This window comes from Paenibacillus sp. D9, from assembly GCF_001188365.1.
Taxonomy (GTDB): domain Bacteria; phylum Bacillota; class Bacilli; order Paenibacillales; family Paenibacillaceae; genus Paenibacillus_O; species Paenibacillus_O humicus.
Genome location: NZ_JZEJ01000001.1, coordinates 5,513,179 through 5,539,054 on the forward strand (window position 1 = coordinate 5,513,179; position 25,876 = coordinate 5,539,054).

General features: G+C 56.1%; 25 protein-coding genes. 23 read left to right on the forward strand and 2 right to left on the reverse strand.

Features of this window, described 5'->3' with window-relative positions; genetic code table 11:
• On the reverse strand, positions 1 to 636 hold the full coding sequence (gene hxlA / locus VE23_RS24595; RefSeq protein ID WP_049869482.1) for a 3-hexulose-6-phosphate synthase: 636 nt from the start codon (positions 634 to 636) through the stop codon (positions 1 to 3).
• A gap of 533 nt (positions 637 to 1,169) precedes the next feature.
• On the opposite strand from hxlA, the gene ahpC reads away from it, so the two are divergent.
• From ahpC to VE23_RS24710, 23 genes are all read left to right on the forward strand, one after another.
• Positions 1,170 to 1,733 carry an alkyl hydroperoxide reductase subunit C gene (ahpC, locus tag VE23_RS24600; protein WP_048743873.1) on the forward strand — a complete coding sequence of 188 codons (564 nt, stop codon included), beginning with the start codon at positions 1,170 to 1,172 and terminating at the stop codon, positions 1,731 to 1,733.
• 12 nt (positions 1,734 to 1,745) lie between these two features.
• Complete coding sequence (gene ahpF / locus VE23_RS24605; RefSeq protein WP_049869483.1) at positions 1,746 to 3,275, forward strand: alkyl hydroperoxide reductase subunit F; 1,530 nt, start codon at positions 1,746 to 1,748, stop codon at positions 3,273 to 3,275.
• Positions 3,276 to 3,643: 368 nt separating this feature from the next.
• Complete coding sequence (locus VE23_RS24610; protein ID WP_048743872.1) at positions 3,644 to 5,182, forward strand: sensor domain-containing diguanylate cyclase; 1,539 nt, start codon at positions 3,644 to 3,646, stop codon at positions 5,180 to 5,182.
• Positions 5,183 to 5,649: 467 nt separating this feature from the next.
• Complete coding sequence (locus VE23_RS24615) at positions 5,650 to 6,852, forward strand: GTP-binding protein (protein WP_049869485.1); 1,203 nt, start codon at positions 5,650 to 5,652, stop codon at positions 6,850 to 6,852.
• Between the two features lie 37 nt (positions 6,853 to 6,889).
• Positions 6,890 to 7,747 carry an AAA family ATPase gene (locus VE23_RS24620; protein ID WP_049869487.1) on the forward strand — a complete coding sequence of 286 codons (858 nt, stop codon included), beginning with the start codon at positions 6,890 to 6,892 and terminating at the stop codon, positions 7,745 to 7,747.
• 122 nt (positions 7,748 to 7,869) lie between these two features.
• On the forward strand, positions 7,870 to 8,139 hold the full coding sequence (gene rpsN / locus VE23_RS24625; RefSeq protein WP_049869488.1) for a 30S ribosomal protein S14: 270 nt from the start codon (positions 7,870 to 7,872) through the stop codon (positions 8,137 to 8,139).
• Between the two features lie 9 nt (positions 8,140 to 8,148).
• Positions 8,149 to 8,493, forward strand: coding sequence for a DUF3024 domain-containing protein (locus VE23_RS24630; protein ID WP_049869490.1), 345 nt, complete (start codon positions 8,149 to 8,151; stop codon positions 8,491 to 8,493).
• 97 nt (positions 8,494 to 8,590) lie between these two features.
• On the forward strand, positions 8,591 to 8,740 hold the full coding sequence (gene rpmG / locus VE23_RS24635) for a 50S ribosomal protein L33 (protein ID WP_021879594.1): 150 nt from the start codon (positions 8,591 to 8,593) through the stop codon (positions 8,738 to 8,740).
• A gap of 199 nt (positions 8,741 to 8,939) precedes the next feature.
• Entirely contained in the window at positions 8,940 to 10,247 is a 1,308-nt protein-coding gene (locus VE23_RS24640; RefSeq protein WP_049869492.1) for a glycosyl hydrolase family 18 protein, read from the forward strand.
• Between the two features lie 305 nt (positions 10,248 to 10,552).
• Positions 10,553 to 11,134 (forward strand): TetR/AcrR family transcriptional regulator, encoded by a 582-nt coding sequence (locus VE23_RS24645; protein ID WP_084781749.1) that lies wholly within the window; start codon positions 10,553 to 10,555, stop codon positions 11,132 to 11,134.
• 70 nt (positions 11,135 to 11,204) lie between these two features.
• Positions 11,205 to 12,083 (forward strand): transporter substrate-binding domain-containing protein, encoded by an 879-nt coding sequence (locus tag VE23_RS24650; protein ID WP_049869496.1) that lies wholly within the window; start codon positions 11,205 to 11,207, stop codon positions 12,081 to 12,083.
• Between the two features lie 84 nt (positions 12,084 to 12,167).
• Complete coding sequence (locus tag VE23_RS24655; protein WP_048743864.1) at positions 12,168 to 12,812, forward strand: amino acid ABC transporter permease; 645 nt, start codon at positions 12,168 to 12,170, stop codon at positions 12,810 to 12,812.
• 19 nt (positions 12,813 to 12,831) lie between these two features.
• A complete protein-coding gene (locus tag VE23_RS24660; protein ID WP_373864517.1) occupies positions 12,832 to 13,581 on the forward strand; it encodes an amino acid ABC transporter ATP-binding protein in 750 nt (249 codons plus the stop codon).
• 41 nt (positions 13,582 to 13,622) lie between these two features.
• Positions 13,623 to 14,045 (forward strand): OsmC family protein, encoded by a 423-nt coding sequence (locus VE23_RS24665; protein ID WP_049869498.1) that lies wholly within the window; start codon positions 13,623 to 13,625, stop codon positions 14,043 to 14,045.
• 204 nt (positions 14,046 to 14,249) lie between these two features.
• Positions 14,250 to 15,278 carry a YhcN/YlaJ family sporulation lipoprotein gene (locus VE23_RS24670; RefSeq protein ID WP_048743861.1) on the forward strand — a complete coding sequence of 343 codons (1,029 nt, stop codon included), beginning with the start codon at positions 14,250 to 14,252 and terminating at the stop codon, positions 15,276 to 15,278.
• A 142-nt stretch (positions 15,279 to 15,420) separates the two neighbouring features.
• The gene (locus VE23_RS24675) at positions 15,421 to 17,034 is read left to right on the forward strand and encodes a response regulator transcription factor (protein ID WP_049869499.1); all 1,614 of its coding nucleotides are present in this window, start codon (positions 15,421 to 15,423) and stop codon (positions 17,032 to 17,034) included.
• Positions 17,031 to 18,797 carry a cache domain-containing sensor histidine kinase gene (locus VE23_RS24680; RefSeq protein ID WP_048743858.1) on the forward strand — a complete coding sequence of 589 codons (1,767 nt, stop codon included), beginning with the start codon at positions 17,031 to 17,033 and terminating at the stop codon, positions 18,795 to 18,797. The genes VE23_RS24675 and VE23_RS24680 overlap by 4 nt, the downstream gene beginning before the upstream one ends.
• 13 nt (positions 18,798 to 18,810) lie before the next feature.
• Entirely contained in the window at positions 18,811 to 19,776 is a 966-nt protein-coding gene (locus VE23_RS24685) for a substrate-binding domain-containing protein (RefSeq protein WP_049869501.1), read from the forward strand.
• 27 nt (positions 19,777 to 19,803) lie between these two features.
• Positions 19,804 to 21,093 (forward strand): extracellular solute-binding protein, encoded by a 1,290-nt coding sequence (locus tag VE23_RS24690; protein WP_021877572.1) that lies wholly within the window; start codon positions 19,804 to 19,806, stop codon positions 21,091 to 21,093.
• Between the two features lie 279 nt (positions 21,094 to 21,372).
• Positions 21,373 to 22,770 (forward strand): ABC transporter substrate-binding protein, encoded by a 1,398-nt coding sequence (locus VE23_RS24695; protein ID WP_084781660.1) that lies wholly within the window; start codon positions 21,373 to 21,375, stop codon positions 22,768 to 22,770.
• A 259-nt stretch (positions 22,771 to 23,029) separates the two neighbouring features.
• Positions 23,030 to 23,932, forward strand: coding sequence for a carbohydrate ABC transporter permease (locus tag VE23_RS24700; RefSeq protein ID WP_048744186.1), 903 nt, complete (start codon positions 23,030 to 23,032; stop codon positions 23,930 to 23,932).
• 30 nt (positions 23,933 to 23,962) lie between these two features.
• A complete protein-coding gene (locus tag VE23_RS24705; RefSeq protein WP_048744188.1) occupies positions 23,963 to 24,808 on the forward strand; it encodes a carbohydrate ABC transporter permease in 846 nt (281 codons plus the stop codon).
• Between the two features lie 221 nt (positions 24,809 to 25,029).
• Entirely contained in the window at positions 25,030 to 25,224 is a 195-nt protein-coding gene (locus tag VE23_RS24710) for a hypothetical protein (protein ID WP_049869503.1), read from the forward strand.
• Between the two features lie 213 nt (positions 25,225 to 25,437).
• Here VE23_RS24710 and VE23_RS24715 read toward each other — a convergent pair whose 3' ends face one another.
• Entirely contained in the window at positions 25,438 to 25,662 is a 225-nt protein-coding gene (locus VE23_RS24715) for a helix-turn-helix domain-containing protein (protein WP_049869505.1), read from the reverse strand.
• Positions 25,663 to 25,876 lie beyond the last annotated feature (214 nt).

Here is a 25,876-nt window from a genome sequence, read left to right on the forward strand (position 1 = left end):
TTAGGCTCCGGCAGCGATGAGCTCGCGCATTTGCGCCGCCGCCGCTTTTTTGTCGTCCTGGCCCGTAATGCCGCCGCCGACGATGAGCAGGTCAGGACCGGCAGCCACGACCTCCGGCAGAGTGGCCAGCTTGATTCCGCCGGCTACGGCCGTGCGCGCGTTTTTCACGACGCTCTTGATCGTGCGCAGCTGCTCGAAGGAGTTTTTGCCCTCGGCCTGATGGTCGTAGCCTGCGTGCACGCAGATGTAGTCGACGCCCATGGCATCCACTTCGCGAGCCCGCTCCTCCAGATTCTTTACGTTGATCATGTCGACCATGATCTGCCTGCCTTGCTTGCGGCCTTCCTCGACAGCGCCTCGAATCGTGGCGTCGTCGGATACGCCTAGAATCGTCACGATGTCCGCTCCCGCCTCGGAAGCCTTCATGACCTCGTAGCCGCCTGCATCCATGACCTTCAGATCGGCAAGCACCCGCAGCTGCGGAAAGGCTTCCTTCATCGCTTTGACGGCATGAAGGCCTTCATTGATGACGATCGGAGTACCTATTTCGACAATATCGATCGAGTCCGCCACCTCGGCGACGACTTTTATCGCTTCAGGAATATCGACGAGATCCAGTGCAAGTTGAAGTTCCATCTATTTCAACACTCCTTCGGAATGAAATGTCGGTTTTAGGCGATAAGCCGAATCAGGCTGCCCGCTCCCGCATGTCCTTCATTCTAGGATTTTAACGCACTTTTTGTAAGTAGGCACTTTGAAGTGGGATAGTTACTCCGGCGTAACCATGAGCTTCTGCGACTCGATAGACTTATAGCAGCCTGGCCGCGTCCAGCCATTCCGACATATCCAGCCATTCTGACCTCCGTTAGAAGAAACGGATAGAGCAAGCCTGACGGCAAGGTTGGTTCCGTCGCAAATGGGGGTCGGCAAGGATCGAAGACGGTAGGGTGGGGCCGGAAGGCAGGCGGCTGCAGGTTGGATTTGACCGGAAATTATTTGGATTTGCCGTAAATATAGCCTTCATATTGCATTCAATCATAGAGGGACAGCCACGACAATGAAGAATATGTCGAACAAAGTCATCAAAACACTTGACATGTCATTTCCGGTTAATTAGTATTAGTTTAGAGTTATTACAAATAAATAATCATCCTCAGGAGGAACCATTCATGTCTCTAATTGGAACCGTAGTAAAGCCGTTCAATGCATCCGCTTTTCAAAAAGGAAAGTTCATCGAGGTTTCCGATGCCGACTTCAAAGGCAAATGGAGCGTCGTATGCTTCTACCCTGCCGACTTCACGTTCGTATGCCCGACTGAGCTCGGCGATCTGCAGGACCAATACGAGACGCTGAAATCGCTTGGCGTTGAAGTATACTCGGTATCCACGGACACTCACTTCACCCATAAAGCATGGCATGATACGACCGATACGATCGGCAAGATCGAGTACATCATGATCGGCGATCCTTCCCATACGATCTCCCGCAACTTCGACGTATTGATCGAAGCGGACGGCCTTGCTGACCGCGGCACGTTCATCATCGATCCGGACGGCGTCATTCAGACGGTTGAAATCAACGCCGGCGGCATTGGCCGCGATGCGAGCACCCTGATCAACAAGATCAAAGCCGCTCAATATGTGCGCAACAATCCAGGCGAAGTATGCCCGGCAAAATGGCAAGAAGGCGGCGCGACGCTCAAGCCTAGCCTTGATCTGGTCGGCAAAATCTAAGGAGCTGTTCCAATGGTATTATCCGAAGATATCAAGTCACAATTGAACCAATACCTTCAGCTTATGGAAGGCGATGTGCTGATCAAGGTCAGCGCGGCATCCGATCCCGTCTCAAAAGAGATGCTGGAGCTTATGGATGAAATCGTCGGCATGACGTCCAGAATTACGGTGGAAAAAGCCGAATTGCCCAGAACGCCGAGCTTCAGCGTCAACCGCATCGGCGAGGAAACCGGCGTTACGTTTGCCGGCATTCCTTTGGGCCACGAATTCACCTCCTTCGTATTGGCTTTGCTGCAAGTGAGCGGACGAGCCCCGAAAGTCGATCAAAGCGTGATCGACCAAATCAAAGGCATCAAAGGCGACTACCGATTCGAGTCGTTCATCAGCCTCAGCTGCCACAATTGCCCTGACGTCGTTCAGGCGCTGAACCTGATGAGCATCCTTAATCCGGGCATTTCGCATACGATGATCGACGGCTCCGCCTTCAAGGAAGAAGCGGAAAGCAGAGATGTCATGGCTGTTCCTTCCGTATTCTTGAATGGAGAATTTTTCGGAAGCGGACGGATGACGATCGAGGAGATCCTCTCCAAGGTTGTCGAAGCTCCGGACGCCTCTGAATTCGACAACAAGGAGCCGTTCGACGTGCTTGTCGTCGGCGGCGGTCCTGCCGGCGCCAGCGCCGCCATCTATGCGGCGCGCAAGGGCATCCGTACCGGCATTGTCGCGGAGCGCTTCGGCGGCCAAGTGATGGACACGGTAGGCATCGAGAACTTCATCAGCGTGAAATATACCGAAGGTCCGAAGCTCGCCGCAAGCCTTGAAGAACATGTCAAAGAGTACCAGGTCGATGTGATGAAGCTTCAACGGGCCAAACGTCTGGAGAAGCGCGACTACATCGAGCTTGAGCTCGAAAACGGCGCCGTTCTGAAGAGCAAGACCGTCATCCTGTCGACGGGCGCCCGCTGGCGCAATGTCGGCGTGCCGGGCGAGGAAGAGTTCAAGAACAAAGGCGTAGCCTACTGCCCTCACTGCGACGGTCCTCTCTTCGCAGGCAAGCATGTAGCGGTCATCGGAGGAGGCAACTCCGGCATCGAAGCGGCGATCGACCTTGCCGGCATCGTCAGCCATGTGACGGTTCTCGAATACAATTCGGAGCTGAAGGCGGACGCCGTGCTGCAGGACCGCCTGTACAGCCTGCCTAACGTTACGGTGCTGAAGAACGTTCAGACCAAAGAGTTCACCGGAACGGACAAGCTGAACGGCGTTTCGTATATCGAACGCGAAACAGGCGAAGTCAAGCATATTGAGCTGCAGGGCGTATTCGTCCAGATCGGACTCGTACCGAACACGGACTGGCTTGGCGATGCCGTCGAGCGCACACGCATGGGCGAGATTGTCGTCAACAACCACGGCGCGACGAGCTTGCCGGGTGTATACGCTGCCGGCGACTGCACGAACAGTCCTTTCAAGCAGATCATCATTTCGATGGGATCGGGCGCAAATGCCGCATTAGGCGCGTTTGACTATCTTATCCGCAATTAATGCAGCTATCGTTCAATAGGCCGCCTAACTACCTGATGGGTAGTTGGGCGGCTTTTATTTTCATTGGAATAGAGGGACGAAAAAAAGCCCTAACGGAAATGCTCTATGTCAATCTTGGGGAAAGCTACATGTAAACATAAATGTGAAATTGCCGATAACATAGGAGTTGATGGAAGGCATTCTTTCTAAAGATGGCTTTTGCGCAAATCTCCGCCTGAATCCGTTGAACCTGTGCAGGCTGTCGCCAAGGAATGTCCATCCGTGGTTGCCTTAGTTGTAATTTCCGAGATCGTGGTATAATTGCAGAGCTTATCCGTATGGTTTTGCGCCATCTAAATCAGACAGCAAAGAGGCTTAGAGTGAAGGTTATGCGATCCTACAAAAAAATCAAGCTCCGCCACATACTCAGCCTTCTGGTAATCAGTGCGATGTTCCTTACCGCGTCCGTCGGCGTTTATGCGGCTGTGCGCGCGAGCAGCGCCTCCCTTTCTTCGAGCTACCTGCAAAACAACGCTCAATATGCCAAGAAGCTTGCTTCCAATACCGAGGAGCTGCTTGATCTGATGCACAGCAACCTGGTGTCGCTGGCAGCGGTATCCTGGCGGAACAAGATCAATCAAAATGAGCTGGATACTTGGTTCCAAACCAATCAGCGCTACTTCAACTCCGTGTTTTTTGCCGACGCCAACCGGACGATCCAAGCCATCAGCCCGACGAATGTGGGCATCGGAGCCGGCACGAAGCTGACGTCGAGCGCCTCCGGACAGGCTGCTTCGGAGCGGACGGCGTTCATCTCCGATCCGTATGTAGGCGCCTCCGGCCGTCTTCTTGTGCTGATCTCGACGCCTGTATTCGACAAGGACGGGGAGTATGAAGGGTTTATCGGAGGCACCATCTATCTTCAAGAGGATAATGTGCTCAGCCGGCAGCTGAGCGAGCACTACTACGGCAACGGCTCGTACGTATACGTCGTGGACAAGCACGGCAGATTGATTTTCCACCCGAATCCCATTCGGATCAATGAATTCGTGAAAGGCAATGAAGTCATCGAACGGGTCAAGTCAGGAAACAGCGGCTACAAAACGATCGAAAATTCCGATGGCCAAAGCTATTTTGCCGGGTATGCCTATGAGCCCGACAGCGGTTGGGGAATTGTTTCCCAAACTCCAAAGACCATATTGGACGAGCCTATTCGAACGCTTGAAAAATCCATGATCCTCCAAGCGCTGCCGTTGTTCATTCTTATCCTGATCGCGGCGTTGTGGATTTCCAGACAAATTTCATCTCCGCTCTATAAGCTCGCCAGAATTTCGGAGGAAGCGGCCGTCTCCTCGCGGCATGTCCTTTCCGTGAACACCAGGCTGCGCGGAACGTACATCTACGAGGTTCAGCAGCTTGCTCAAAGCTTTGACAATTATGTCAAGGTCTTATCCGACGAAGCCCACCTGGACGGACTGACGCGGCTCTGGAACCGTAAAATGTTCGATCTTACGATCGCGGAATGGATCGACGAGGGGACTCAATTCTCGTTGATTCTGCTTGATGTCGATCATTTCAAGCGGATCAACGATACATACGGACATGTCATGGGCGATCGGGTGCTTATCGAGCTGGCATCCCAGATTCGCGCGCTTGCCGGTGTTCGCGATGTTGCCTTCCGATATGGCGGCGAAGAATACGGCGTGCTTGTCAGAACCGCGGATGTCCATCTGGCCGAGCTGCTGGCCGAGCGGATCCGCGAAGAGATTGCCGCAGCGGCGTTTGACCCTGTAGGCCGTCTGACGGTGTCCGTCGGGGTCGCTCATTGCAGCCCGGAATGGGGTTCGGCAAAGGAATTCATTCATAGGGCGGATATGGCGCTGTATCAATCCAAAGCCGGCGGGAGAAACCGTACGACCGTCCTCTAGCGCTGCAACAATAGGATCATGTAAATGCGAAAGGAATATGAACTGTCGTGAGGCTGTCTTGAATAAATTGAGCCTGAGCGTGCCTTCAGCCGCTTGTACGACTATAAAACGTGAATCGCTTAAACGGAAAGCCGGATGATTCCGGCTTTTTTGCATGGGCGCTTTGCGGCTCCTCTGAATTCCTTGAACAGGCATAACCTGGCTGACATCCGCCGGACAGGAGGCTTTCTTTCCTCCTTTCATTCCATGGACGGTTTCGATCGAGGCGCGCTGTCTTTCACAGTCCGTACGCAGATTATTGATCGGATGAGTGCCATGATTGACTTGACAGGTTTGTGAGCGGAAGGTAAGATGGTTTTAATCGTAATAATTACTATTATATTATGCGGGTAAGATCAGACTCGCAGGTATTCGAATGAAATTATGAACCTATGAACCCATGGAGGAGCCATAAAGGAGTTGAAGGAATGATACAGGAGATGGCGGAGAAAATTCCGGTGACCGTGCTCAGCGGTTATCTGGGCGCAGGAAAAACGACCGTATTGAATCATGTGCTCAACAACCGGGAGGGCCTTAGGGTCGCCGTGATCGTCAACGATTTGAGCGAGGTGAACATCGACGCGGAGCTGGTCCGGGACGGCGCAGGGCTGAGCCGCACGGAAGAAAAGCTCGTGGAGATGTCCAACGGCTGCATCTGCTGCACGCTGCGCGACGATCTGCTGCAGGAGGTCGAGCGCCTTGCCAAGGAGCAGAGATTTGATTATATCTTGATTGAGTCGACGGGGATCGGGGAGCCGCTTCCGGTCGCCCAAACCTTTACGTATGTCGATGAGGACCAGAATATCGACTTGTCCAAGCTTACCCGTCTGGACTGCATGGTGACGGTCGTGGACGCCTATCATTTCTGGCAGGATTTCAATACCCGGGAATCGCTGAAGGACCGCAGCCAGGAAGCGGGCGACGACGATACTCGGGGAGTGGTCCACCTGCTGACCGACCAGATCGAATTTTGCGATGTCCTGATTTTGAACAAATGCGATATGGTCGGCGCGGAGGAGCTCGACAAGCTGGAGAAGGCGCTGCGAGGCCTGCAGCCTGCGGCGAAAATCATTCGGACGAGCTATGGAAACGTAGATCCGAAGGCCATCCTGAATACGCATCTATTCGATTTTGACAAAGCGAGCCAATCCGCGGGCTGGATTCAGGAGCTGTTGAAGGAGGAGCATAAGCCGGAGACGGAGGAGTATGGAATCGGCTCGTTCGTCTACACCCGGAAAATCCCCTTCCATCCGGAGCGGCTGCTTCAGCAGCTCGCCAGCTGGCCTCAGGAAGTAATCCGCTCTAAAGGCGTCATGTGGATCGCCACTCGCAACCATACCGCTGTATCCTTCAGCCAGGCCGGCGTATCCCGGCAGCTGTCCCCTGCGGGGCTGTGGGTAGCCGCGTTGTCGGAGGAAGAGAGGTTCGCCTATTTCGGCAGCGATTTCCCCAAATCGCCGGATTGGGACGAGCAATGGGGAGATCGGGTAACCAAGCTCGTATTCATCGGCATCGGCCTCGACAAAGAGCGGATCAGCGGCTCCTTGGACCGGGCGCTTCTCACGGGAGAAGAAATGAAAAGCGTATGGCGTCATTTCAAAGACCCATTGCCGGCATTCCAGGCCGTATGAAGCAGAGCCTAATCCTACAGTCAGAGGAGTTCATCTCATGAGCAAGTCAGCAGCAGCGAGCAGGCTCCCCCGCTCCAAAGGGACAGACATCGCTTCCTATTATTCACCGAAGGATTGCGGCCGCAAAGTGAGGCGCATCGTGCTACAGCCCGAAAACAACCGCATTGTCGAGGAATTCATCCGGATTCTGGACATGAAGGAGAAATTCGAGGAGCATGACGTGCCTATTCCCAACAAGATCGTCATGTTCGGCCCGCCGGGAACGGGCAAGACGCTGACCGCCTTCTATATGGCGCAAAGGCTGAACGTTCCCCTGCTTCTGGTCCGGCTGGATTCCGTCATCCACAGCCATCTGGGCGAGACGGCGACGAATCTCCGTAAAATATTCGATCATGCGCGGTCCAGCCCATGTGTGCTGTTTCTAGATGAGTTCGATGCCATAGCCCGGACCCGGGAAAACAATGATGAAGTGAAAGAGATGACCCGTGTCGTCAACACTCTCCTCCAGTGTCTGGATGAGTTCGACGGAAGCAGCGTATTCATGGCGGCAACCAATCTGGAGAAGGATCTGGACCGCGCCATCTGGCGCCGCTTCGATACGAAGATGAGGTACGACAGCCCGAACCGAGCTTCGCGGGAGGCGTATTTGAGCCAGCTGCTGGGCGATTTCCCCGGAGGGGAAGAGCTTCTGGAGCCAGCCTCGCAGATGCTGGAAGGATGCAGCTTTGCCGATATGGAGCAGATCGTGCTCAAAGCCAAGCGCAAGGCGATCATTGAGGAGGCATCGATCTCCCTGCCGATGCTTGAGGATTCCTATTCGGAATATAAGCCGAGGCTGCTTGAGCGGCTTGAAGCCGGACAGGAGCGTTCGCTTCGCGCGGGGGGATGGAGATGAAAGGCATCACACGGCTTGAGGGGAGACCAGCCCGCTTTCGCAGGGCAGGATGATCGTCTTTTCTTCGAGATGATCGTCTGATATACTTAAAAAGTAAAAATTACGATTAAAGGAGAATGATCATGGCGAAGAAATCCAAGGTCTTAAAAGAGCTAAAGCGACAGGCTTTGGTTGCAAAATATGCCGAGCTTCGGAAAAAGCTGAAAGAAGAGGGCAATTACGAAGCTCTGGCCAAGCTGCCGCGCGATTCTTCCCCAACCCGGCTGCATAACCGCTGTGCCATGACCGGCAGGCCGCATGCCTATCTGAGGAAGTTCAAAGTATCCCGGATCGCCTTCAGGGAGCTGGCTTACAAGGGGCATATTCCAGGCGTCAAAAAGGCCAGCTGGTAATTCCGCGCCATGGTGGCCATTGAACGGGATGAATTCAGCCGGTATCGGATCGGCAGGCTGCTGGACGGATACATCCAGCTCAAAGTTCCCGGCAGCATGCGCCGAGACATCCGGCTGGCCTACTGCTGGGAAGAGAACGGTCTAACGCTCAGCGAGCTGAGGCCCGCCCTCCCTGAATCGGGATGGCATAGCAAGGATATCGTCCATTTTCGGCTGAACAACGGCAAATGGGCGGTATGCATGAAAAGAAAAGGAGCTTGGAGCGAAGTCCCGATGATTCCTCTGCACGGCGATTTCGAGCATCAGCTCGAACAGGTGGAGCTCGACCGGCATGGATTGTTTTGGGGTGAATGAGTCTCTTTGGAACGGCTTCAAATAGTAAATATTACTTGTATTCTAAGCGAGCATGGAACACTTTCAGTGATCGTAAAGCACAAGGAGGAAAAGGGAAATGAGAGTCACAGTTACGCTTGCCTGCACGGAATCCGGGGACCGCAATTATACGACGACCAAAAACAAAAGGAACAACCCGGAACGGATCGAGCTCCGCAAATACTGTCCGCGTCTGAAGAAGGTGACGCTTCACCGGGAGACGCGGTAAGGAAGCAGACGAACAAGCAGCCGGCTGAAGCTGCCTGTCAGGCCATGCCGGCGAACGTAAAGACTTTCCCTTTCTTGCATCGAAAGGGAAAAGTCTTTTTTTGTATGCTGAGGATTCTTCCTGCGCCTCTAGCGTCATGAGAACCGGGATAGGTTCATAGAATGGAAGAAAGGATCAGAGAGTTAGAGAGGGATGCTGGATGGACCATCACCATGTGGCCAAGCGCAGGCTGGGCCGTCTATTTCTCGTGTATTTCATCTTTTCTTCCACATGCACCATCATCTTGTTCCATCTTCTTGCCCTGCCGGTCATGCCGTTCAAGCAAATGCCGGCCTTGCTTGGGAAGCGCACGGCGTCCGAACAGGCTCTTGCCGGCAATCGGACAAGCCTTGCGGCAACTGGCGGCGGAAGAGAGCTTCCATCCCGGTCGCCTGCGCAAGCTTCCGCTTCGGAAGGCGACGATATCTTTCCTGTCGGCCCGCTTGCCGGAGGCGCGATCGATCATGTGGACGACATGGTCCCCAACAGACAAGCGCTCAGCTCCGGGAATGTCAAAGTCAATATGACCTGGGAAGCCGTCTACGGCAAATCTCCCGATCCGGAGCGGCTTCCGGAGCTGGACGGGGTCAATGTGGTGAGTCCGACCTGGTTCGAGCTCGCCAACGGAGCCGGGGATATAAGCAGCAAAGCGGATCTGGACTATGTCCGGTGGGCGAAGGAGCGCAGCCTCCAGATCTGGGCGATGTTCAGCAACGGATTCGAGCCGATCCGGACGTCAAAGGCGTTGTCGACGAAAAAGTCGCGGGAACATATGATCAAGCAGCTGCTTCAATACGCGGAATCGTATGACCTGCAAGGAATCAACTTTGATTTTGAAAACGTGAAAACGGAGGATGGGAAAAACTTCGTTCAGTTCATCAAGGAAGCGGCGCCGCTTCTTCACGAACGGAACCTCGTCGTATCTGTCGACGTCACCCCGAAGTCGGACAGCGAATACTGGTCCTTGTTCCTCGACCGGCCGGCCTTGGTTCCCTATGTGGATTTCATGATGCTGATGGCCTATGACGAGCATTGGGCTTCCAGCCCGAAATCCGGTTCGGTGTCTTCCCTCCCCTGGGTGAGGAGGTCGGTCGAAGGGCTGCTGGACGAAGATGGGATTCCGCCGTCTAAAATCGTTCTCAGCATGCCTCTATATACTCGAATCTGGACGGAGACGCCGAAGAGCTCGGGAGGGAGCAAGGTCACTTCCAAAGCGCTTGGAATGAAAAAGGCGGCCGAGCTGGTGGCCGCCCGCAAGCTGACTCCCGCGTATGACCGGAAAACCGGGCAGAATTACGTGGAGTATCGGGAGGACGGGCAATTGAAACGGATTTGGCTGGAAGACAGCACTTCCATCAAAGCAAGAGTTGCGATAGCGAAAGAATACGGGCTGGCAGGCGTTGCTACCTGGAGCCGCTCGTTCATGGACAGCGGAATATGGAATGTCATCAAAAAGGAACTGGAATGACCCTTTTCTAAACAGAGGCGGAAACGGTTGCCGGAGCCAGAATAGGATGCCGCCCGGTTGTCTCAATGATTCCGCCCCATGCCTATATACCCGCCAAGCTTTCTCAGCAAGCCTCCTGTCCGAAAGTGGACGGGAGGTTTGCTTTGATGCGATTTCAATCTGGATCGTGGAATCGCTTGACAATACCTCAGCAATCCAATAGGATTTAAAACATAACTGACTGACTAGTCAATCGGGTGAGGTGAAGAAACATCTTGAACGAAGACAAGGATTCGCAGGCCGGCAGCGAGCGGCGCAGGCGCTTCATGGAAATCGCCTTGAGACGGTTCGCGAAGGACGGTTACCATGTCACGAAAATTTCCGATATCGTTGCCGAAGCCGGCGTGGCGCAAGGAACCTTCTACTGGCATTTCAAGAGCAAGGAAGCGATTGCGCTGGAGATCGTGCAAGACGGACGCCGCCAGCTGCTGGAAGTCATCGCGCAAGGCTACCGCCGGGAGGCGGGCACGGTGCAGGACATGGTGCAAGTATCGGAAGCTCTGCTTGCCAGGCTGTTCCTGTTTGCGGAATCCAACCGGGACCTTATGGAGATGCTGCTCGGCGGCAGCGGCGCCATTGAACCGATCCGTCAAGAGATCGCGGAGACGCGGGCTGCGATGGAGAGGGCCTTCCTGCAAAATATCCGCCGGGCGATCGAGCTTGGAATGCTGCCTGCCGCAATCGATGCCGAAGTGCGGGCCGCCCTCATCATGAGCTTGATCGAAGGCGTCATTGCGCGCTGGCTGTTCGGCTTGAACGCGCCGGGGAGCGGGATCGGCTCCAGGACAGCGGAGCAGCTGGCGTCCGAGACGGCCAGATTCGAATTTTTCGGGCTGCTCGGCATTTAACGGGCCGGCAGCGGAATGATCCGGTCAGAGCCGGACACCATAATAAAAAAAGGATAGGGAGAGAAATCCAATGCGGAAGAAATCGCTTTACCTCGCTGTATCCATCCTCATGCTGCTCGCCTTTGCGCTGGCCGGATGCGGAGCGAAAACGAACGACAAAGCCCAGAATACCGCAAGCCCGGCTCCTGCCGGCGAATCCGGAAGCAACGCGCCAGCGGAAGGAGACGACAACCTCCTCGCTCAAGTGAAGGCGGCCGGCGTGCTGAAAGTAGGGCTCATGGGCACCTACGCGCCTTATAATTTCCTGAACGAGAACAAGGAAATCGACGGCTTCGACGCAGACATCGCCAAGGATGTCGCCAAGCGCCTTGGAGTGAAGGCGGAATTCGCGCCTCAAGACTTCTCCGGCCTGATTCCGAGCCTGCAGGCAAGCAAGATCGATGTCATCATCAGCCAGGTGACCATAACCGACGAGCGCAAGCAGCAGATCGACTTCACTCAGCCTTACATTACGAACCAAGTGAAGATCATCGTCCGCGAAAGCAACGACTCCATTACGAAGCTGGAGGATTTCAAAGGCAAAAATATCGGCGTCGGCCTCGGTACGAACGATGAAGCCTACCTGCGCAATGAAGTGCTGCCCCAAGTAGGCAAGTTCAATATCAAAACCTACGACGATGTCATCACCTCCCTCCAGGACCTCAATGCCGGCCGGATCGACGCCACGATCAACAATCTGTACGCCTTGAAGCCGATCGTGGACAAGAACGGGTACAAGGTGAAGGCGGTCGGAGAAGCGATCAAATCCGATTCCGCCGGGATCGCCGTACGCAAGAACAATCCGGAATTTCTGGCGGCGCTGGATCAAGCTCTGACGGATATGAAGTCCGACGGAACGTACACGACCATCTTCAAGAAATGGTTCGGCGAGGAGCCTGCCTCCAAATAAGAAGCAGGGTTGCTGAGGGCTGTGGCGCATGAGCGTCATGGCCCTATGCGATATCCAACGGATCAAAAGGAGCTTCGAGCGTTCATGAATCTGCTATGGGATAACGGCCTCTTCTTGTTGAAGGGCGCCTATTATACGCTGCTGATTACCGTCGTAGCGATGTTTTTCGGCCTGCTGATCGGCATCGTCGTTGCGCTTGCCCGGCTGAAGGGGAATTTGCCGGTCCGCTGGCTGGCGCGAGCATACGTCTCCGTCGTTCGCGGCACGCCCGCATTCGTTCAAATTCTTATCGTTTATTATGGGCTTGTTGATTACGGCATTACGCTTGGACCGCTGACAGCCGCCTATGTGGCGTTAAGCATCAATGTCGGCGCCTATTTGTCGGAGACGTTCCGGGGGGCGATTCTGGCCATACCGAAGGGGCAGACCGAAGCAGCCTATGCGACGGGCATGACCCCCTGGCAAGCTTTGAGAAGAATCATATTTCCGCAAGCGGCCCGGGTGGCGATCGCCCCGATGGGCAACACGTTCATCGGCATGCTCAAGGAAACGTCGCTCGTCTCCGTCATTACCGTAACCGAGCTGCTGCGTTCCGCTCAACTGCTGGTCGCCCAGTATTATGTGTACATGCCGTTTTACCTGGGCGTAGCGGCGATGTACTGGGTGATGAGCACTCTGTTCTCGGCCATTCTCGAAGCGATCGAGAAGCGGCTGTCCAAAGTCTATTGAGAGAGGAGGAGCGAACCGAATGATGATTCAGACGAACGGGCTGTCGAAATCCTTTGGCGGAACGGAAGTGTTGAAAACCATCGATCTTCAGGTTGCGGCGAAGGAAATCGTCGTCCTTCTCGGACCGAGCGGCTCCGGCAAAAGCACGCTGCTGCGCTGTCTCAACGGGCTCGAGGAGCTCAGCGGCGGTTCGGTGGAAGTGAACGGCGTCCGCGTGGCTTCGGATATGCCGGCGAGGAAGAAGAGCGCGGGCTTCCGGGAGATCCGGCGCAACGCAGGAATGGTTTTTCAGCAGTTCAATCTGTATCCCCATAAGACGGCTTTGGGCAATGTCATCGAGTCGCTGCTTACCGTCAAGAAGCTGCCGCGGGCGGAAGCCGAGCGCATCGGCTATCGGCTGCTGGAGCGGGTAGGCCTGGCGGCCAAAAAAGACGAATACCCTTCCCGGCTGTCGGGCGGACAGCAGCAGCGCGTCGCCATCGCCCGCGCGCTTGCGATGGAGCCGTCCGTCATGCTGTTCGACGAGCCGACATCGGCGCTCGATCCGGAGCTGGTCGGCGAAGTGCTGGAAGTGATGCGGCAGCTGGCTCAGGAGGGGATGACGATGGTCGTCGTCACCCACGAGATGAAGTTCGCCCGGCAGGTGGCCAACCGGGTTGTATTCATGGACGGAGGCATCATTGTCGAGGAACAGGAGCCGGAGTCGTTCTTCCGCAGTCCAGAGTCCGATCGGGCTCGTAAATTCCTGAATCAGCTCAGCGAGCATTAAGGGGCAACACCACTACTTTCACGAGAAAGCGGGTATGTGAAATGAAAGTCATGACCACTTGGAACGGCCGGCGGGCGTTTACTTCCGTCGGAGATTCCGGTTATCCGGTCGGAATGGACGCGACGCCGCTGTATGGCGGCGAGGGCAAGGGCGCTACGCCGATGGAGCTGCTGCTGGCCGGCCTCGCCGGATGCATCGGCATCGACGTCACGATGATCCTCAACCATTACCTCGATTCCATCCAGCGAATGGAGATCGAGGCCGATGGAGCCCGCAAGGAGGAAGCTCCGACCGGCTTCACCGCAATCGAGCTTACCTTCCGCGTGGACGGAGACATATCGGCCGTCCGGGTGTGGAAAGCGATCGAGATGGGCAGCAAGAAGTATTGCGCGGTGTCCGACTCGCTCAAGGCCGACATCAGCTACAAGCTTGTGCTGAACGGGGTCGAAGCCGCCAAGCCTTGAATATAGAGATTCTGGAAGCCGCAAGCCGCCCTAAGTCGGGAGCTTGCGGCTTTTCCGCATGCCGGGGCTTTACAGGAGCGGGACCCGGCATCCGCCCTGGATGGGAACCATTGAGCGGGATAGCCTCTCCTTGTCGGGAGAAACTAATCGGGCCGTACCTGAACAAGGCTGCGGACACCATTGGACTATACTGGAGGAAACCGAATGAAAAAGCCCTGGAAAGTGCTTGCTGCCGGTATCGTAATCAGTACGGCTTTGGCCGGATGCGGAACGCACCATGGTGAGCTCGGCAACAAAAACATCCGCAACAATGCGGCCGGCAACTACAATCTGCTCAGCAAGCGCTTTGCCGATGACGGCATGAACGAAATGAACCGCGTGAAGGGCTACCAGCAAAACGGGAACAACATCGTCGGCAATCATCAAAATTATCATTTGTCCACGAACAAGAAGCTGTCGGATGAGCTGAATAAATTGCCGGGCGTGCGGACGGCCCACGTCTTCACGACGGACAAGAACGCTTATGTCGCCATCGGGCTTGACGGGCACAGCGTGACCGGCTTGACCTCGACGGGCCGTACGGCCCAAGGCTACAGCGACGGCAAAGGCATCGTCGGCGGGATGGAACGGATGGGAGCCGATATCGGAAGCGGCGTCCGCAGCCTCGCGAACGACGTCGGCATGGGAGCCCGTGCGCTGACGAACGACGTCGGCATGGGAGCCCGTACGCTGACGAACGACGTCAAGCGCGGCGCCCGGGATTTGACCGGAGGCGTCATCGGCCAGTCCAATTACGGCACATTCATGGACCGCCCCGGATCCAACGGGTACAGCTCGTATACGAACGGCTTCAACGCCTACGGCACGGGAGCATCCACGAACAACCGCGGCCATATGATGAACGGCCTGTCCGACAACAACAACCGGTACATGGACCGGGAGCTGACGAGCGAGTTCAAGGCGAAGGTCGCCGATATCGTGCACAAGAACCATCCGGGCATCCAGAATGTATACGTATCTGCGAATCCGGACTTCTTCAGCCGGATGCAAGGCTACGCCAACGACGTGAAGCAAGGCCATCCGATCAAGGGCTTCGTGGCCGAGTTCAATGCCATGGTGGAGCGGGTGTTCCCGGCCGAATCGGCCAGCAACTCCTCCTACAAGGGCATGAGCACGAACACCAACATGAATAATGGAACGCGCGGAAGCAAAAACGAGCATCTGTTCCAATAACGTCCGAAGGCCGCCGCAAGGCGGCCTTTTGACTTGGCTGAACGGACCGGGCGCCAGTCCTAGCAATTGACAAATTTCGCTGCGGTGATCAGTATGGAGGTACATACTACCCATTTTTCTAGCAGTCCTGCAGGAGGCGTCCATGTACAAAGTCATGCTGGTGGATGACGAAGCCGTCGTCCGGGAAGGCTTAAGGAACATCATCGATTGGCCCCGCCACGGGTTCGAGCTGGCGGGCGATTTCACCAACGGACGGGATGCGCTTGAAGCCATCGAGACCCTGAGGCCCGACCTGGTTTTGACGGATATCAACATGCCGTTCATGAACGGCCTCGAGCTGAGCGAGAACATTCTGCAGCGTTATCCCTATATCAAGATCATTATCCTTACCGGATACGATCAGTTCGAATATGCGCAGCAGGCTCTCCGCCTCAAGGTCCACGACTTCATCCTCAAGCCGATCACGGCCAGCGAGACGAGAGCGCTGCTGGACAAGGTCCATGCGGAGATGGAGGAGGAGAAGCGCAGGGGCGAGGATGTCGGCAGGCTGTACAGCCAGCTCAACCAGAGCCTGCCGCTGCTGCGGGAGCGGTTTCTGGAGCGGCTGGCCGCCACGGGGGCGGGAGCGCGGAACATGGCCGAGCGCCTGGCCTACTTCGGCATACCGGCTCTCCAGCCTCCCTATCTGATCACCTTGTACGACTACGATGGAGCCTCGAGGCATTCCGATGCTTCCGAGCAGGATGTGGAGCTGCTTCATTTCGCCGGCTTCAACATCATCGAAGAAATCATCTCCAGGGAGGGCGGAGTCGTCTTCCGGACTCGCGAGGACCGGATCGCCGCCCTGATCGGAGGCCAGCCGGAAAGCCTGCTGCATGAGCTGGCGCTGCGGACCGCCGAGGAGGCGCGCCATCATATCGAGCGGTATCTGGGCTATACGGTCACGGCTGCCATCGGGCGAGCCGCCGCAGGACCGCAAGATCTTCCCGATTCGTACAAAAGCGCCTCGGCCGCGCTTGATTACCGGTTTCAATACGGCAAAAACCGGGTGCTCAGCATTCTTGACCTGGAAGGCAAGGAAACGGCGCCCGCATCGGTCAGCCTCGAGTGGAGCCGCCTGCTTGCCGGGACGATCCGCACCGGTTCCGCGGCCGAGATCCGCAGCCTCATCGGGCCGTTCATCGCGGGACTGAAGCAATCCCATGCGCCGCTGGACGTATGCTACCTGCAGATCCAGAAGGTCATCGTCCTGCTCATGAACACGATGCAGGAGATGGGCATCGACGAGACGCGCATCGTCAGCAGGCACCGGATGCTGTTCTCGGAGCTGTACAGGCTCGGCACCTTGGACGAGGTCGGCCAATGGCTCGAGGAAATCGCGGTCGGAGCGATCGAGACCGTATCCGACAACCGGAGCCAGACGATGCGCAATCAGATCGGACAGGCGATCGCGTATATCGAGGAGCATTACGCCGACGAGCGCATCACGCTGCAGGACATATGCCGGCATGTCTTGATGAGCACGAGTTATTTCAGCACGGTGTTCAAGCAGCAGACGGGCGAAACATTCGTGGAATACCTGACCCGGATCCGCATCGGCAAGGCCAAGGAGCTTGTATGCAACACTCCTCTCAAGCTGTATGAAATCGCTGCCAAGGTCGGTTACGCCGATCCGAACTACTTCAGCATCTCCTTCAAGAAGCATACCGGCCTTACGCCGCGCGAATACCGGGAGAAATCAAGGGAGCAGCCATGAGAGGCAGGCGCTTTCTGGATTATTATCCCAAGACGATCCATGCCGCCATCTCGACGGCATTCTCCCTGCTTATCCTGGCGGCCATCGCCGTCACCAGCCTGATCAGCTACAACGTCTCGGAGGATGCGGTCATCAGCAATTCGGAAGCCTACATGGGAGAGATCATTACCCAGGTCAACAACAACATCCAGTCCTATATCGACAATATGGAGAACATCTCCCTCATTATTTTCACCAACAAGGACGTCAAGTATTATATTTCGAGCAATCCGTTCATCAGCCGCGAAGAGGTGCGCTCCTATCAGAAGAACATTTCGGACCTGTTCCAGTCCTTGCTGTACACCCGCAAGGATATCGCCTCGATCATGGTATTCGGGTACAACGGCAGGGTGGTGTCCGACCGGAGGCTGACCCAGCTCAATCCGAACGTGCCGCCCCAGGACCAGGACTGGTACAAGCAGGCGGTGAAGGAAGGCGGAAGGTCCGTCATTTCTCCGCCCCATGTCCAGAATGTCCTGCAAGGGGAATACAGCTGGGTCGTCTCCTTGAGCCGGGAGCTCAAAAGCATCAACGGCATGACCGGCCAGGGCGTCGCGTTGGTCGATCTCAAGCTGAACGTCATCAACGACATCTGCCGCAACGTGAAGCTCGGCCAGCGCGGCTACGTCTTCATCGTCGACAGCAGCGGGAACATCGTCTATCATCCGCAGCAGCAGCTCATCTACAGCAAGCTCCGCACGGAGCAGATCGGCCGCGTCATGGCCTCCGAGCAAGGAAGCTTCGTGGACAAGGACAGCGGCCGCATCTATACGATCCACGATACGAGCTTCGGCTGGAAGATCGTCGGCGTGGCCTATCAGGACGAGCTGATTTCCAATCCGTCCGCGATGCGGAATTCATTCCTGCTGTGGGCGGCTGCCGGCCTGGCCGTCACCCTCATCATTTCCTTCATCATCTCGCATCGGATCACCCGCCCGATCCGGCGGCTGCAAGCCGTCATGAGGCAGGTGGAGCGGGGAGACTTCGACGTGCGGGCGGAGGTCGGGCAGGCGGGCGAGGTCGGCCAGCTCGGCCGCGCCTTCAACATGATGGTCGGCCAGACCCGCAGGCTGCTGGACGAGAGGGTCCAGACCGAGAAGATCAAACGGCGGACGGAGCTCAGGCTTCTTCAGTCCCAGATCAATCCGCATTTCCTGTACAACACGCTGGACTCGATCATATGGATGGCCGAGCAGCGGAAGAACGAGGAAGTGGTGTTGATGACATCGGCTCTGGCCAAGCTGTTCCGGGCCAGCATCGCCAAGGACGACGAGCTGGTCCCGATCCGGGTGGAGGTGGAGCATATCGACAGCTATCTCCAGATCCAGAAGATGCGCTACCGCGACAAGCTCGATTATGCCATCGACGTTCCGAGGGAGCTCCATGCCTTCAAAACGCCGAGAATCCTGCTGCAGCCGTTCGTGGAGAACGCGATTTATCATGGAATCAAAAATTTGCCGGAGGGAGGCATGATCGCCATCTCCGCCCGGCAGGCGGACAACGGCATCGAATTCCGGGTGTCCGACAACGGCCAGGGCATGTCCGAGGAAACGATCAAGCTGATCATGGGCGCCGTCCGCAGGGATTCGGACCGGGATCATATCGGGGTGAGCAACGTCAACGAACGGATCGAGCTCGCCTTCGGCTCCGACTACGGCGTCTCCATCGAAAGCGAGCCGGGCGAAGGCACGACCGTCGCGATCAAGATTCCGCAAGTGCGCTGAGGAGGAGGCAATCATGAGAACCAAACGGCTGTGGCTGCCGCTTCTGCTGCTCGGATTCGTCGTCCTGGTCGTCTGGACGGGGCTGGGCCGGGGCGAGGCGTCTCCGCAGGACAACCGGATTGCAATCATTATGAAGACGACCGACGCCAACTCCCATTATTGGCAGACGGTGCGCTCGGGAGCTTTGGCCGCAGCCAAGGAGCTGGAGGTTGCGCTGGAGCTGTCCGGACCGCTGCGCAGCATCGACTCCGACGAGCAGGCGCGGCTGCTGGAAAAAGCGATTGAGCAGCGGCCGCGGGCCATTGTGCTCGCTCCGATCGACGAGGATGCGCTGGCGCCTCAGCTGGAGGAGATCTCCCGTCTGGGCATCAGGCTCATCATCATGGATACGCCTCTCCTGCATCACCGGGCGGACAGCTATGTATCCAGCGACCATGTCGAGGAGGGCAGGGAAGCGGCGGGCATCCTCGCTCCCGGACGCAAAACAAGGCCGGTCTACGCCTTTTTGACCAGCGACGAGAAGTCCCCGGTAGCCATGCAGCGCAGGAACGGGGTTCTGGAAGCACTTCCGGCCGGCTCGGCCTACAACCTCGGCATGATCAATGTCGGCAAATCCGAGGAACAGGCGTACCGGACCGTGAAGTCGCTGACGGTCGCCTATCCGGGGATGAACGGCATTATCGCGCTTACCGACATCGGCGTGGCCGGCGCGGCCAAGGCATTGAAGGAAACCGGTCTCAGCGGCAGCGTCAAGCTTATCGGGTTCGACAGCTCCGTTCCCGAGATCCAGCTGCTCGAGCAGGGAGCCATGCATGCCCTGATCGTACAAAACCCATTCAACATGGGATTTCTCGGCGTGCAGGCGGCGCTTGATTCTTCCGGCGGAAGCGCGACAGTCGACATTCCTTCCGCCACGATTACCCGGGCCAACATGTATGCGCCGGAAAACCAGAAGCTGTTGTTTCCTTTCGTCTATTAAGAATAGTCCGAAACGAGTTGAACCGAGATGAAGACGCCCCAATGGCGCCGCAGCTGCTTCCGGGCAGCCGCGGCCTGCGCGGCCTCCGCGCTGCTTCTCGCTTCCGGCTGCTCCGGAAAGCAGAATGCGTCCGAGGTGAAGGAGCCTGAAGAGAAGCGGGCTTTGATCAAATTCGTCACCTCCGAATACAGCACGTCGACCAAGCCGATTCTCGACGGCATCGTCAGCCGGTTCGAATCGGAGCATCCCGATATCGACGTCGAGCTCCAGGTCGTCAATTGGGACATCCTGGACGGGGTCTACACAAATATGCTGGCCCAGAACGAGCCTCCGGACCTGCTGAATACGAATTTCTACTCGCACTTCGCCAAGCGGGGCTTGCTCAATGACATGGCCGATATTCTGCCGGAATCCTTCCGGTCGAATCTGTATCCCTTCCTGCTGGAGAAGGACCGCTACAACGGCGTTCAATACGCGATTCCTTATGTCGCTTCCGTGAGAAGCCTATATTACAACAAGGCTTTGTTCTCGCAGGCCGGCATTTCGGGGCCGCCGCATACGTGGGAGCAGCTTGCGGATGACGCCCGGAAGATCCGCCAATATACTCCGGCCCGAGGATTCGGGATCGACATGACCGACAACGAGATCCATGCCAATCTGTCCTATTTTTTCATAGGCGCGGGAGGCGGCTGGCTGAAGGACGGCAAGTGGGCGATCAATCAGCCGGCCAACGTGGAGGGGCTGGAATTCCTCAAGAAGATCTATGACGAAGGCTTGACGGACGAGGAGCCGACGGTGACGACCCGCGACGAGAAGCAGCGCATTCTCGGGGACGACGGACTCGCCATGATGATATCGGGCAACTACTTCAGCTCCGTCGTGCCCAAGGAGTTCCCCGGACTGCAGTGGGGATCGGGTCCGATTCCGGTCAAGGAGGGACAGCCTCCGATGACCTTCGGCGTCCACGACGTGCTGATCTCCTTCAAGACCGCCCATACGGACAAGCAGGCGCTCTCTCAATTCATCCAATTCCTCTACGGCGACGAGCAGTACGTCAGCATGGTGGAGCAGGAGGGCTTCGTTCCGGTCACACGCTCGGCCGGCGATGCGATGTCGGCAGCCGATGCCGCCATGAGAGCGGATCTGCATGCTCTGGCCAGCGCGCAGTTCATCCCGATCGAAAAGCCGGCTTGGGCGAGGGTGATGGATACGGCGCGCAAGCTCGGCAGCGCCGTCCTGTCGGGCCGTTATACGCCCAAAGCCGCTCTCGACGAGCTGCAGAGAGTCGCGCTGGAAGCGGATCGGGAAACCGGATAGCGATTCGGCCGATAATTTCAATGTTAGCTGGATCAAGCTCCAACCATACCTGGAATCAAGCCCCTCAAAAGGGGCTTTTTTTCGTTTTCAGAATCAATATTCATTTTTCCATCAAAATTTTGAATGAAAAAATCATAAAATACTAATGGATTTACGGAAGATATTCAATGGAGAGGAAGCCCTGTTCCCGTTAGTATACAGATAAGCACCTGAAGCAAAGGAAGATGGCACCGAGATCCGGGTGCGGGGAACGTTCCAATTTGGGAGGGGTTATGCTAGATGACTTTCACGGTAAAGAAAACGGCGGCAACCGCAATGGCAGTCGCGATGTCCCTGGCCGTACTGGCCGGCTGCGGCAGCAACAACAACAACGGCAACACGGCGTCAAGCGCTTCTCCTGAGCCGACGGCAAGCGCGCCGGCCGACAATTCGGCCGCCAATGCAGCGGGCAACACAGGCGGCGACGCCCCCGCGACGACCGGTCTGAAGGGCACGTTCGAGATTCAGTACTTCGTCGGCGGTTACGGCGACAAGTGGTGGAAGCAAGTCATCGCCGATTTCCAGAAAGCGAACCCGGACCTGAAAATCGTCGAAGACGCAGGCCCGCAAATCAATACGCAGAACAAGCCGAAGTGGATCGCGGGCACGCCTCCGGACTTCGTCTACATCGACGGACCTGAGCTCAACGACCGCCAGCTGGCGGAAGACGGGCAGCTCGAGGATCTCACCGACTGGATCAAGGACGCCAAAAACGTCGACGGCGTCAAAATCCTCGACCTGCTCGCGCAGCAGCCTCCTTCCTACGACGGCAAGACGTACAACATTCCGCTCGTCCTGAACTCATGGGGCGTGTTCTACAACAAAGCCCTGTTCGAGAAGAACAGCTGGACGGAGCCTACGGACTGGGATTCCTTCATCGCCACTTCCGAGAAGATCAAGGCTGCCGGCACGACGCCGTTTATCCATACGGGCAAATACCCTTACTACATCAACGGCGCCATCCTGTACCCGGCCATCGTATCGGCGAACAACGACGACTACAAGCTGCTCCAGGATATGGGCGACAGCAAGGTCGAAGCGTTCAAGAGCCCGGCCGTCCTGGAAGCTCTGAACAAAATCGTCGAGCTGCGCGACAAGGGCTTCATCGACAAAACGTCCATCTCCATCAACCATACGGATTCGCAAATGCTGTTCCTGCAAAACAAGGACGCCTTCATTCCGAACGGCCTCTGGCTGCCTAACGAAATGTCCAAGGACGTTCCGGCCGACTTCAAATTCGGCTTCATTCCTTCCGTAACGCAAAAAGCCGGCGGAAAAGTCGTGGCCAACACGTCCACGTCCACCGTCGCCATCTCCAAAAACGGCAAAAACAAGGAAGCGGCAAAAGCGTTCCTGCAGTTCATCTTCTCGCAATCCCAAGCATCCAAGTTCGCCGAGCTGAGCGGCGCTCCTTCCAACATCAAGGGCGACATCAGCGCTTCCAACGCTCCTGACTTCGTCAAGCAAGCGGCGGCTTACCTGACGAGCGACAACACGGTCGTCGTGCCGACGGTCACGTTCAACGCCGACGTCGACAAGGCGATGCAGGATGCGACCGACGCCCTCACGATCGGCAAGATCGATCCTCAAGGCTGGGTCGACCGCGTTGTGAAAGTCGTGGAAAAAGTAAAAAAATAACCGAGCAAAACAAGGACGCACTTGCCCAAGCTTGCGGAATAATCGTGAAGAAACGATAGTGTTCGCCTTTGAAGACGGGTTTCCTTCCGATGAGTCCAGTTCAGGGAAACCCGGCTTCAACAGCGATCGGAACGATTATCCGCCGGCAGAGGCGACATTCCACGTCCATCATTTGCGAGGTCAAGGCAAGTCAGATTGAGGACCATCCTCGGGACAGCTGTCTCGGGGATGCTCCGATTTAAGGGGCGGTGAGTTTGAGATGAATATCGGAAAAGCCAAGCTGCAGAGAAACCTCTTTATCGCGGCGTTCATCATCCCGACATTTCTGTTCTTCTGCGTGTTTACGATTTATCCGCTGATCCAGGCGCTCTACAATTCTTTCTTTGACTGGTCCGGAATGTCGCAGCACAAGGATTACGTCGGACTGCAAAATTTCAAAGACATTTTCGACGATCCCATCATGCTTACGGCGATCGGCAACGACTATTTCCTCGTCATCGGCAAAATCATCGGCATCATGGCGATCGCAACCTTCTTCGCCGTGGCGCTGACCCGCCTGCGCCTGAAGGGAACCGCCTTTTTCCGCTCCATCTTCTTCATTCCGAACGTGTTGTCCGCCGTCGTCGTCGGCATTTTGTGGAACTTCATCTACAATCCTCAAATCGGCTTTTTGAACGGCTTCCTGTCCCTGTTCACCAGCAGCAAGGTGGAGATCAACTGGCTCGGCTTCGAAAGCCACACGATCTGGATGCTGCTGCCGCCTGCCGTATGGGCGGGCATCGGGTTCTACATGATCCTGCTGATTGCCGCGATCACGAGCATTCCGGCTTCTCTGTACGAGGCTGCTGATATAGAAGGTGCCGGGCAGTGGCATCAGTTCCGGCATATTACGCTTCCCCTCATCTGGGAGCAGATGAAAATCTCCGTCATCAACATCATGATGACGACGCTCAACGGCTCCTTCGTCATCGTGACGATCATGACGGCCGGCGGTCCCGACAACTCGACCCAGGTCATGGGCTCCTACCTGTATCAGCAGGCTTTCAAGCAGGCCCATTTCGGATACGGAGCCGCGATCGGCACGGTCATCCTCATCACATCGCTCATCACGACCCTTCTCCTGCAATGGCTTCTGCGCAAGGAACAGGTGGAAGTCAGCTAACATCCGATCATATGGAAGGAGAGGGACTACATGCTGCAAAGAACCGTTCATCCGGTGTTCAAATCAATCTTTTATGCTTTCCTCGTCCTGTGGGGAATATCGGTCATCTATCCGCTGTTCTGGACCTTCACCGACTCCCTCAAGAACAACCAGCAGTTCTACTTCAACATGCCATGGTCGCTGCCGAAGTTCCCGCTGCTGTGGTCGAACTTCGAGTATGTATGGACCAATTACAACTTCGGCAAATACTTCATCAATTCCATTGCCGTCACCGCCGGGGCGACCGTGCTCGGACTCGTCCTTGCGGCCATGACCGCTTACACGCTTGCCCGCTACAAGTTTTTCGGCAGCAAGGTGCTGTATACCGTCTATATCTCCTCCATGATGGTGCCGTTTGCGCTTGCCTTGATTCCGCTGTTTTTCCTGGTGAACGATCTGGGCCTTGCCAACAACCGTTTCGGACTGATTCTCGTCTATGCGTCGAATACGCTCGCCTTCGGCATCTTCGTCCTGATCGGCTTCTTCCGGACGCTCCCCAAGGAGCTGGAGGAGGCGGGAGCCATCGACGGAGCCGGCTATTTCGGAACGTTCTTCCGCATCATGCTGCCGCTGTCGCGATCGGGCATCATCAGCGTCGGCATCATCAATGTGCTTGAAATCTGGAACGAGTATATCGTCGGCACGATTCTCGTCATCGATCCGACGAAGTACACGCTGCCGATCGGCCTCGCCGCCATGCAGGTCGAAATGCAGTACAAAACCGAATGGGGACCTTTGTTCGCGGGGCTGCTGTTCACGATCGTGCCCGTCCTGGTCGTGTATATCATGGCGCAGCGCCATATCGTCTCGGGCCTTGTGGCTGGCGCGGTGAAATAGCTTCATTAAAGAAGGTGAAGGACGATAAGACTTTAAAGAACGGAAAGACCTTGAATCATGCCGCAGTCGGCGAAGCGCCGGGGCGGAGGGTTCAAGGTCGTTTTTTTGGCCGGTTTTCACAGCCGGTTTATATGATAGATTAATTGACACCAAAGAAAGGAGGGAGTATAATCAACTATATCGTGTGAGGTAAGTTTACATAACCAATGGGAGGGTTCCTTATGCTGGATCTGTTGATTCGCCGATTCAACCATCCCGATTTTCCTACACCGATGGACATGGGACTGTTGAATGGAAAAATCGTTTATTTGCATCCTTCGGACGGAAGTCCGCCGGAAGCGGCCAAGACGATCATGAAGGACGCCAGCCTCGTTCCTCCCGCCCGGTTTCATTCCGGCATCCCAGCCACATCCTAGTTGCCCCCGACCGAAAGGTCTTCTTGCGGCCGCTTCCGCATTCCTGCGGAGCTGCCGCCTTTTTTTGCTGCCGACATCCCAGGAGACTTGAAGGGCTTGCCGACAAACTCGAAGCGACGGGGGTTCTCCTGCACTTAAAAAACCTTCCCGCCGAATGCGAAAACGCATTCGGCATGGAAGGTTCGGCAAGAGAACTCTCCGGCCTGACGAAGGTCAGATCGTAAGTTCCCCAAGCTTGATCAACTCGACAACCGCTTGCGAACGGCCTTTCACGTTCAGCTTCTGCATCACGTTGGAGATATGGTTCCTCACAGTCTTTTCGCTGATGAACAGCAGCTGCGCGATATCCCTTGTCGTCTTGTCCTGGACCAGTAGTTCGAATACTTCGCGTTCCCGGTGAGTCAGCAGAAATTTGTTTTTGTGATCGGTGCCCTTCAAAATGCCACCCCTCCTTGCTCGGGTTTTTGTGGGATACAACAAGGTTAAGGGATACAGTCAACTTATCTTATGAACAACCGCCCTGCAGGGTGCGGCTGATTGCGGAAATGGGCGCATCAGCCGGAATACATTCCGGAAGAAGGAGACGGGCCGCGCTTTTTCGCCTTCCTCCGATTTTCCAAACCGCCGGCATATGCTATGATGTGGGCTGATG

What these genes read in the sequence shown, in the direction of transcription:
- hxlA (WP_049869482.1), bottom strand. Translation starts at nt 636, where the DNA reads ATGGAACTTCAACTTGCACTGGATCTCGTCGATATTCCTGAAGCGATA.
- ahpC (WP_048743873.1), top strand. Translation starts at nt 1,170, where the DNA reads ATGTCTCTAATTGGAACCGTAGTAAAGCCGTTCAATGCATCCGCTTTT.
- ahpF (WP_049869483.1), top strand. Translation starts at nt 1,746, where the DNA reads ATGGTATTATCCGAAGATATCAAGTCACAATTGAACCAATACCTTCAG.
- VE23_RS24610 (WP_048743872.1), top strand. Translation starts at nt 3,644, where the DNA reads ATGCGATCCTACAAAAAAATCAAGCTCCGCCACATACTCAGCCTTCTG.
- VE23_RS24615 (WP_049869485.1), top strand. Translation starts at nt 5,650, where the DNA reads ATGATACAGGAGATGGCGGAGAAAATTCCGGTGACCGTGCTCAGCGGT.
- VE23_RS24620 (WP_049869487.1), top strand. Translation starts at nt 6,890, where the DNA reads ATGAGCAAGTCAGCAGCAGCGAGCAGGCTCCCCCGCTCCAAAGGGACA.
- rpsN (WP_049869488.1), top strand. Translation starts at nt 7,870, where the DNA reads ATGGCGAAGAAATCCAAGGTCTTAAAAGAGCTAAAGCGACAGGCTTTG.
- VE23_RS24630 (WP_049869490.1), top strand. Translation starts at nt 8,149, where the DNA reads ATGGTGGCCATTGAACGGGATGAATTCAGCCGGTATCGGATCGGCAGG.
- rpmG (WP_021879594.1), top strand. Translation starts at nt 8,591, where the DNA reads ATGAGAGTCACAGTTACGCTTGCCTGCACGGAATCCGGGGACCGCAAT.
- VE23_RS24640 (WP_049869492.1), top strand. Translation starts at nt 8,940, where the DNA reads ATGGACCATCACCATGTGGCCAAGCGCAGGCTGGGCCGTCTATTTCTC.
- VE23_RS24645 (WP_084781749.1), top strand. Translation starts at nt 10,553, where the DNA reads ATGGAAATCGCCTTGAGACGGTTCGCGAAGGACGGTTACCATGTCACG.
- VE23_RS24650 (WP_049869496.1), top strand. Translation starts at nt 11,205, where the DNA reads ATGCGGAAGAAATCGCTTTACCTCGCTGTATCCATCCTCATGCTGCTC.
- VE23_RS24655 (WP_048743864.1), top strand. Translation starts at nt 12,168, where the DNA reads ATGAATCTGCTATGGGATAACGGCCTCTTCTTGTTGAAGGGCGCCTAT.
- VE23_RS24660 (WP_373864517.1), top strand. Translation starts at nt 12,832, where the DNA reads ATGATGATTCAGACGAACGGGCTGTCGAAATCCTTTGGCGGAACGGAA.
- VE23_RS24665 (WP_049869498.1), top strand. Translation starts at nt 13,623, where the DNA reads ATGAAAGTCATGACCACTTGGAACGGCCGGCGGGCGTTTACTTCCGTC.
- VE23_RS24670 (WP_048743861.1), top strand. Translation starts at nt 14,250, where the DNA reads ATGAAAAAGCCCTGGAAAGTGCTTGCTGCCGGTATCGTAATCAGTACG.
- VE23_RS24675 (WP_049869499.1), top strand. Translation starts at nt 15,421, where the DNA reads ATGTACAAAGTCATGCTGGTGGATGACGAAGCCGTCGTCCGGGAAGGC.
- VE23_RS24680 (WP_048743858.1), top strand. Translation starts at nt 17,031, where the DNA reads ATGAGAGGCAGGCGCTTTCTGGATTATTATCCCAAGACGATCCATGCC.
- VE23_RS24685 (WP_049869501.1), top strand. Translation starts at nt 18,811, where the DNA reads ATGAGAACCAAACGGCTGTGGCTGCCGCTTCTGCTGCTCGGATTCGTC.
- VE23_RS24690 (WP_021877572.1), top strand. Translation starts at nt 19,804, where the DNA reads ATGAAGACGCCCCAATGGCGCCGCAGCTGCTTCCGGGCAGCCGCGGCC.
- VE23_RS24695 (WP_084781660.1), top strand. Translation starts at nt 21,373, where the DNA reads ATGACTTTCACGGTAAAGAAAACGGCGGCAACCGCAATGGCAGTCGCG.
- VE23_RS24700 (WP_048744186.1), top strand. Translation starts at nt 23,030, where the DNA reads ATGAATATCGGAAAAGCCAAGCTGCAGAGAAACCTCTTTATCGCGGCG.
- VE23_RS24705 (WP_048744188.1), top strand. Translation starts at nt 23,963, where the DNA reads ATGCTGCAAAGAACCGTTCATCCGGTGTTCAAATCAATCTTTTATGCT.
- VE23_RS24710 (WP_049869503.1), top strand. Translation starts at nt 25,030, where the DNA reads ATGCTGGATCTGTTGATTCGCCGATTCAACCATCCCGATTTTCCTACA.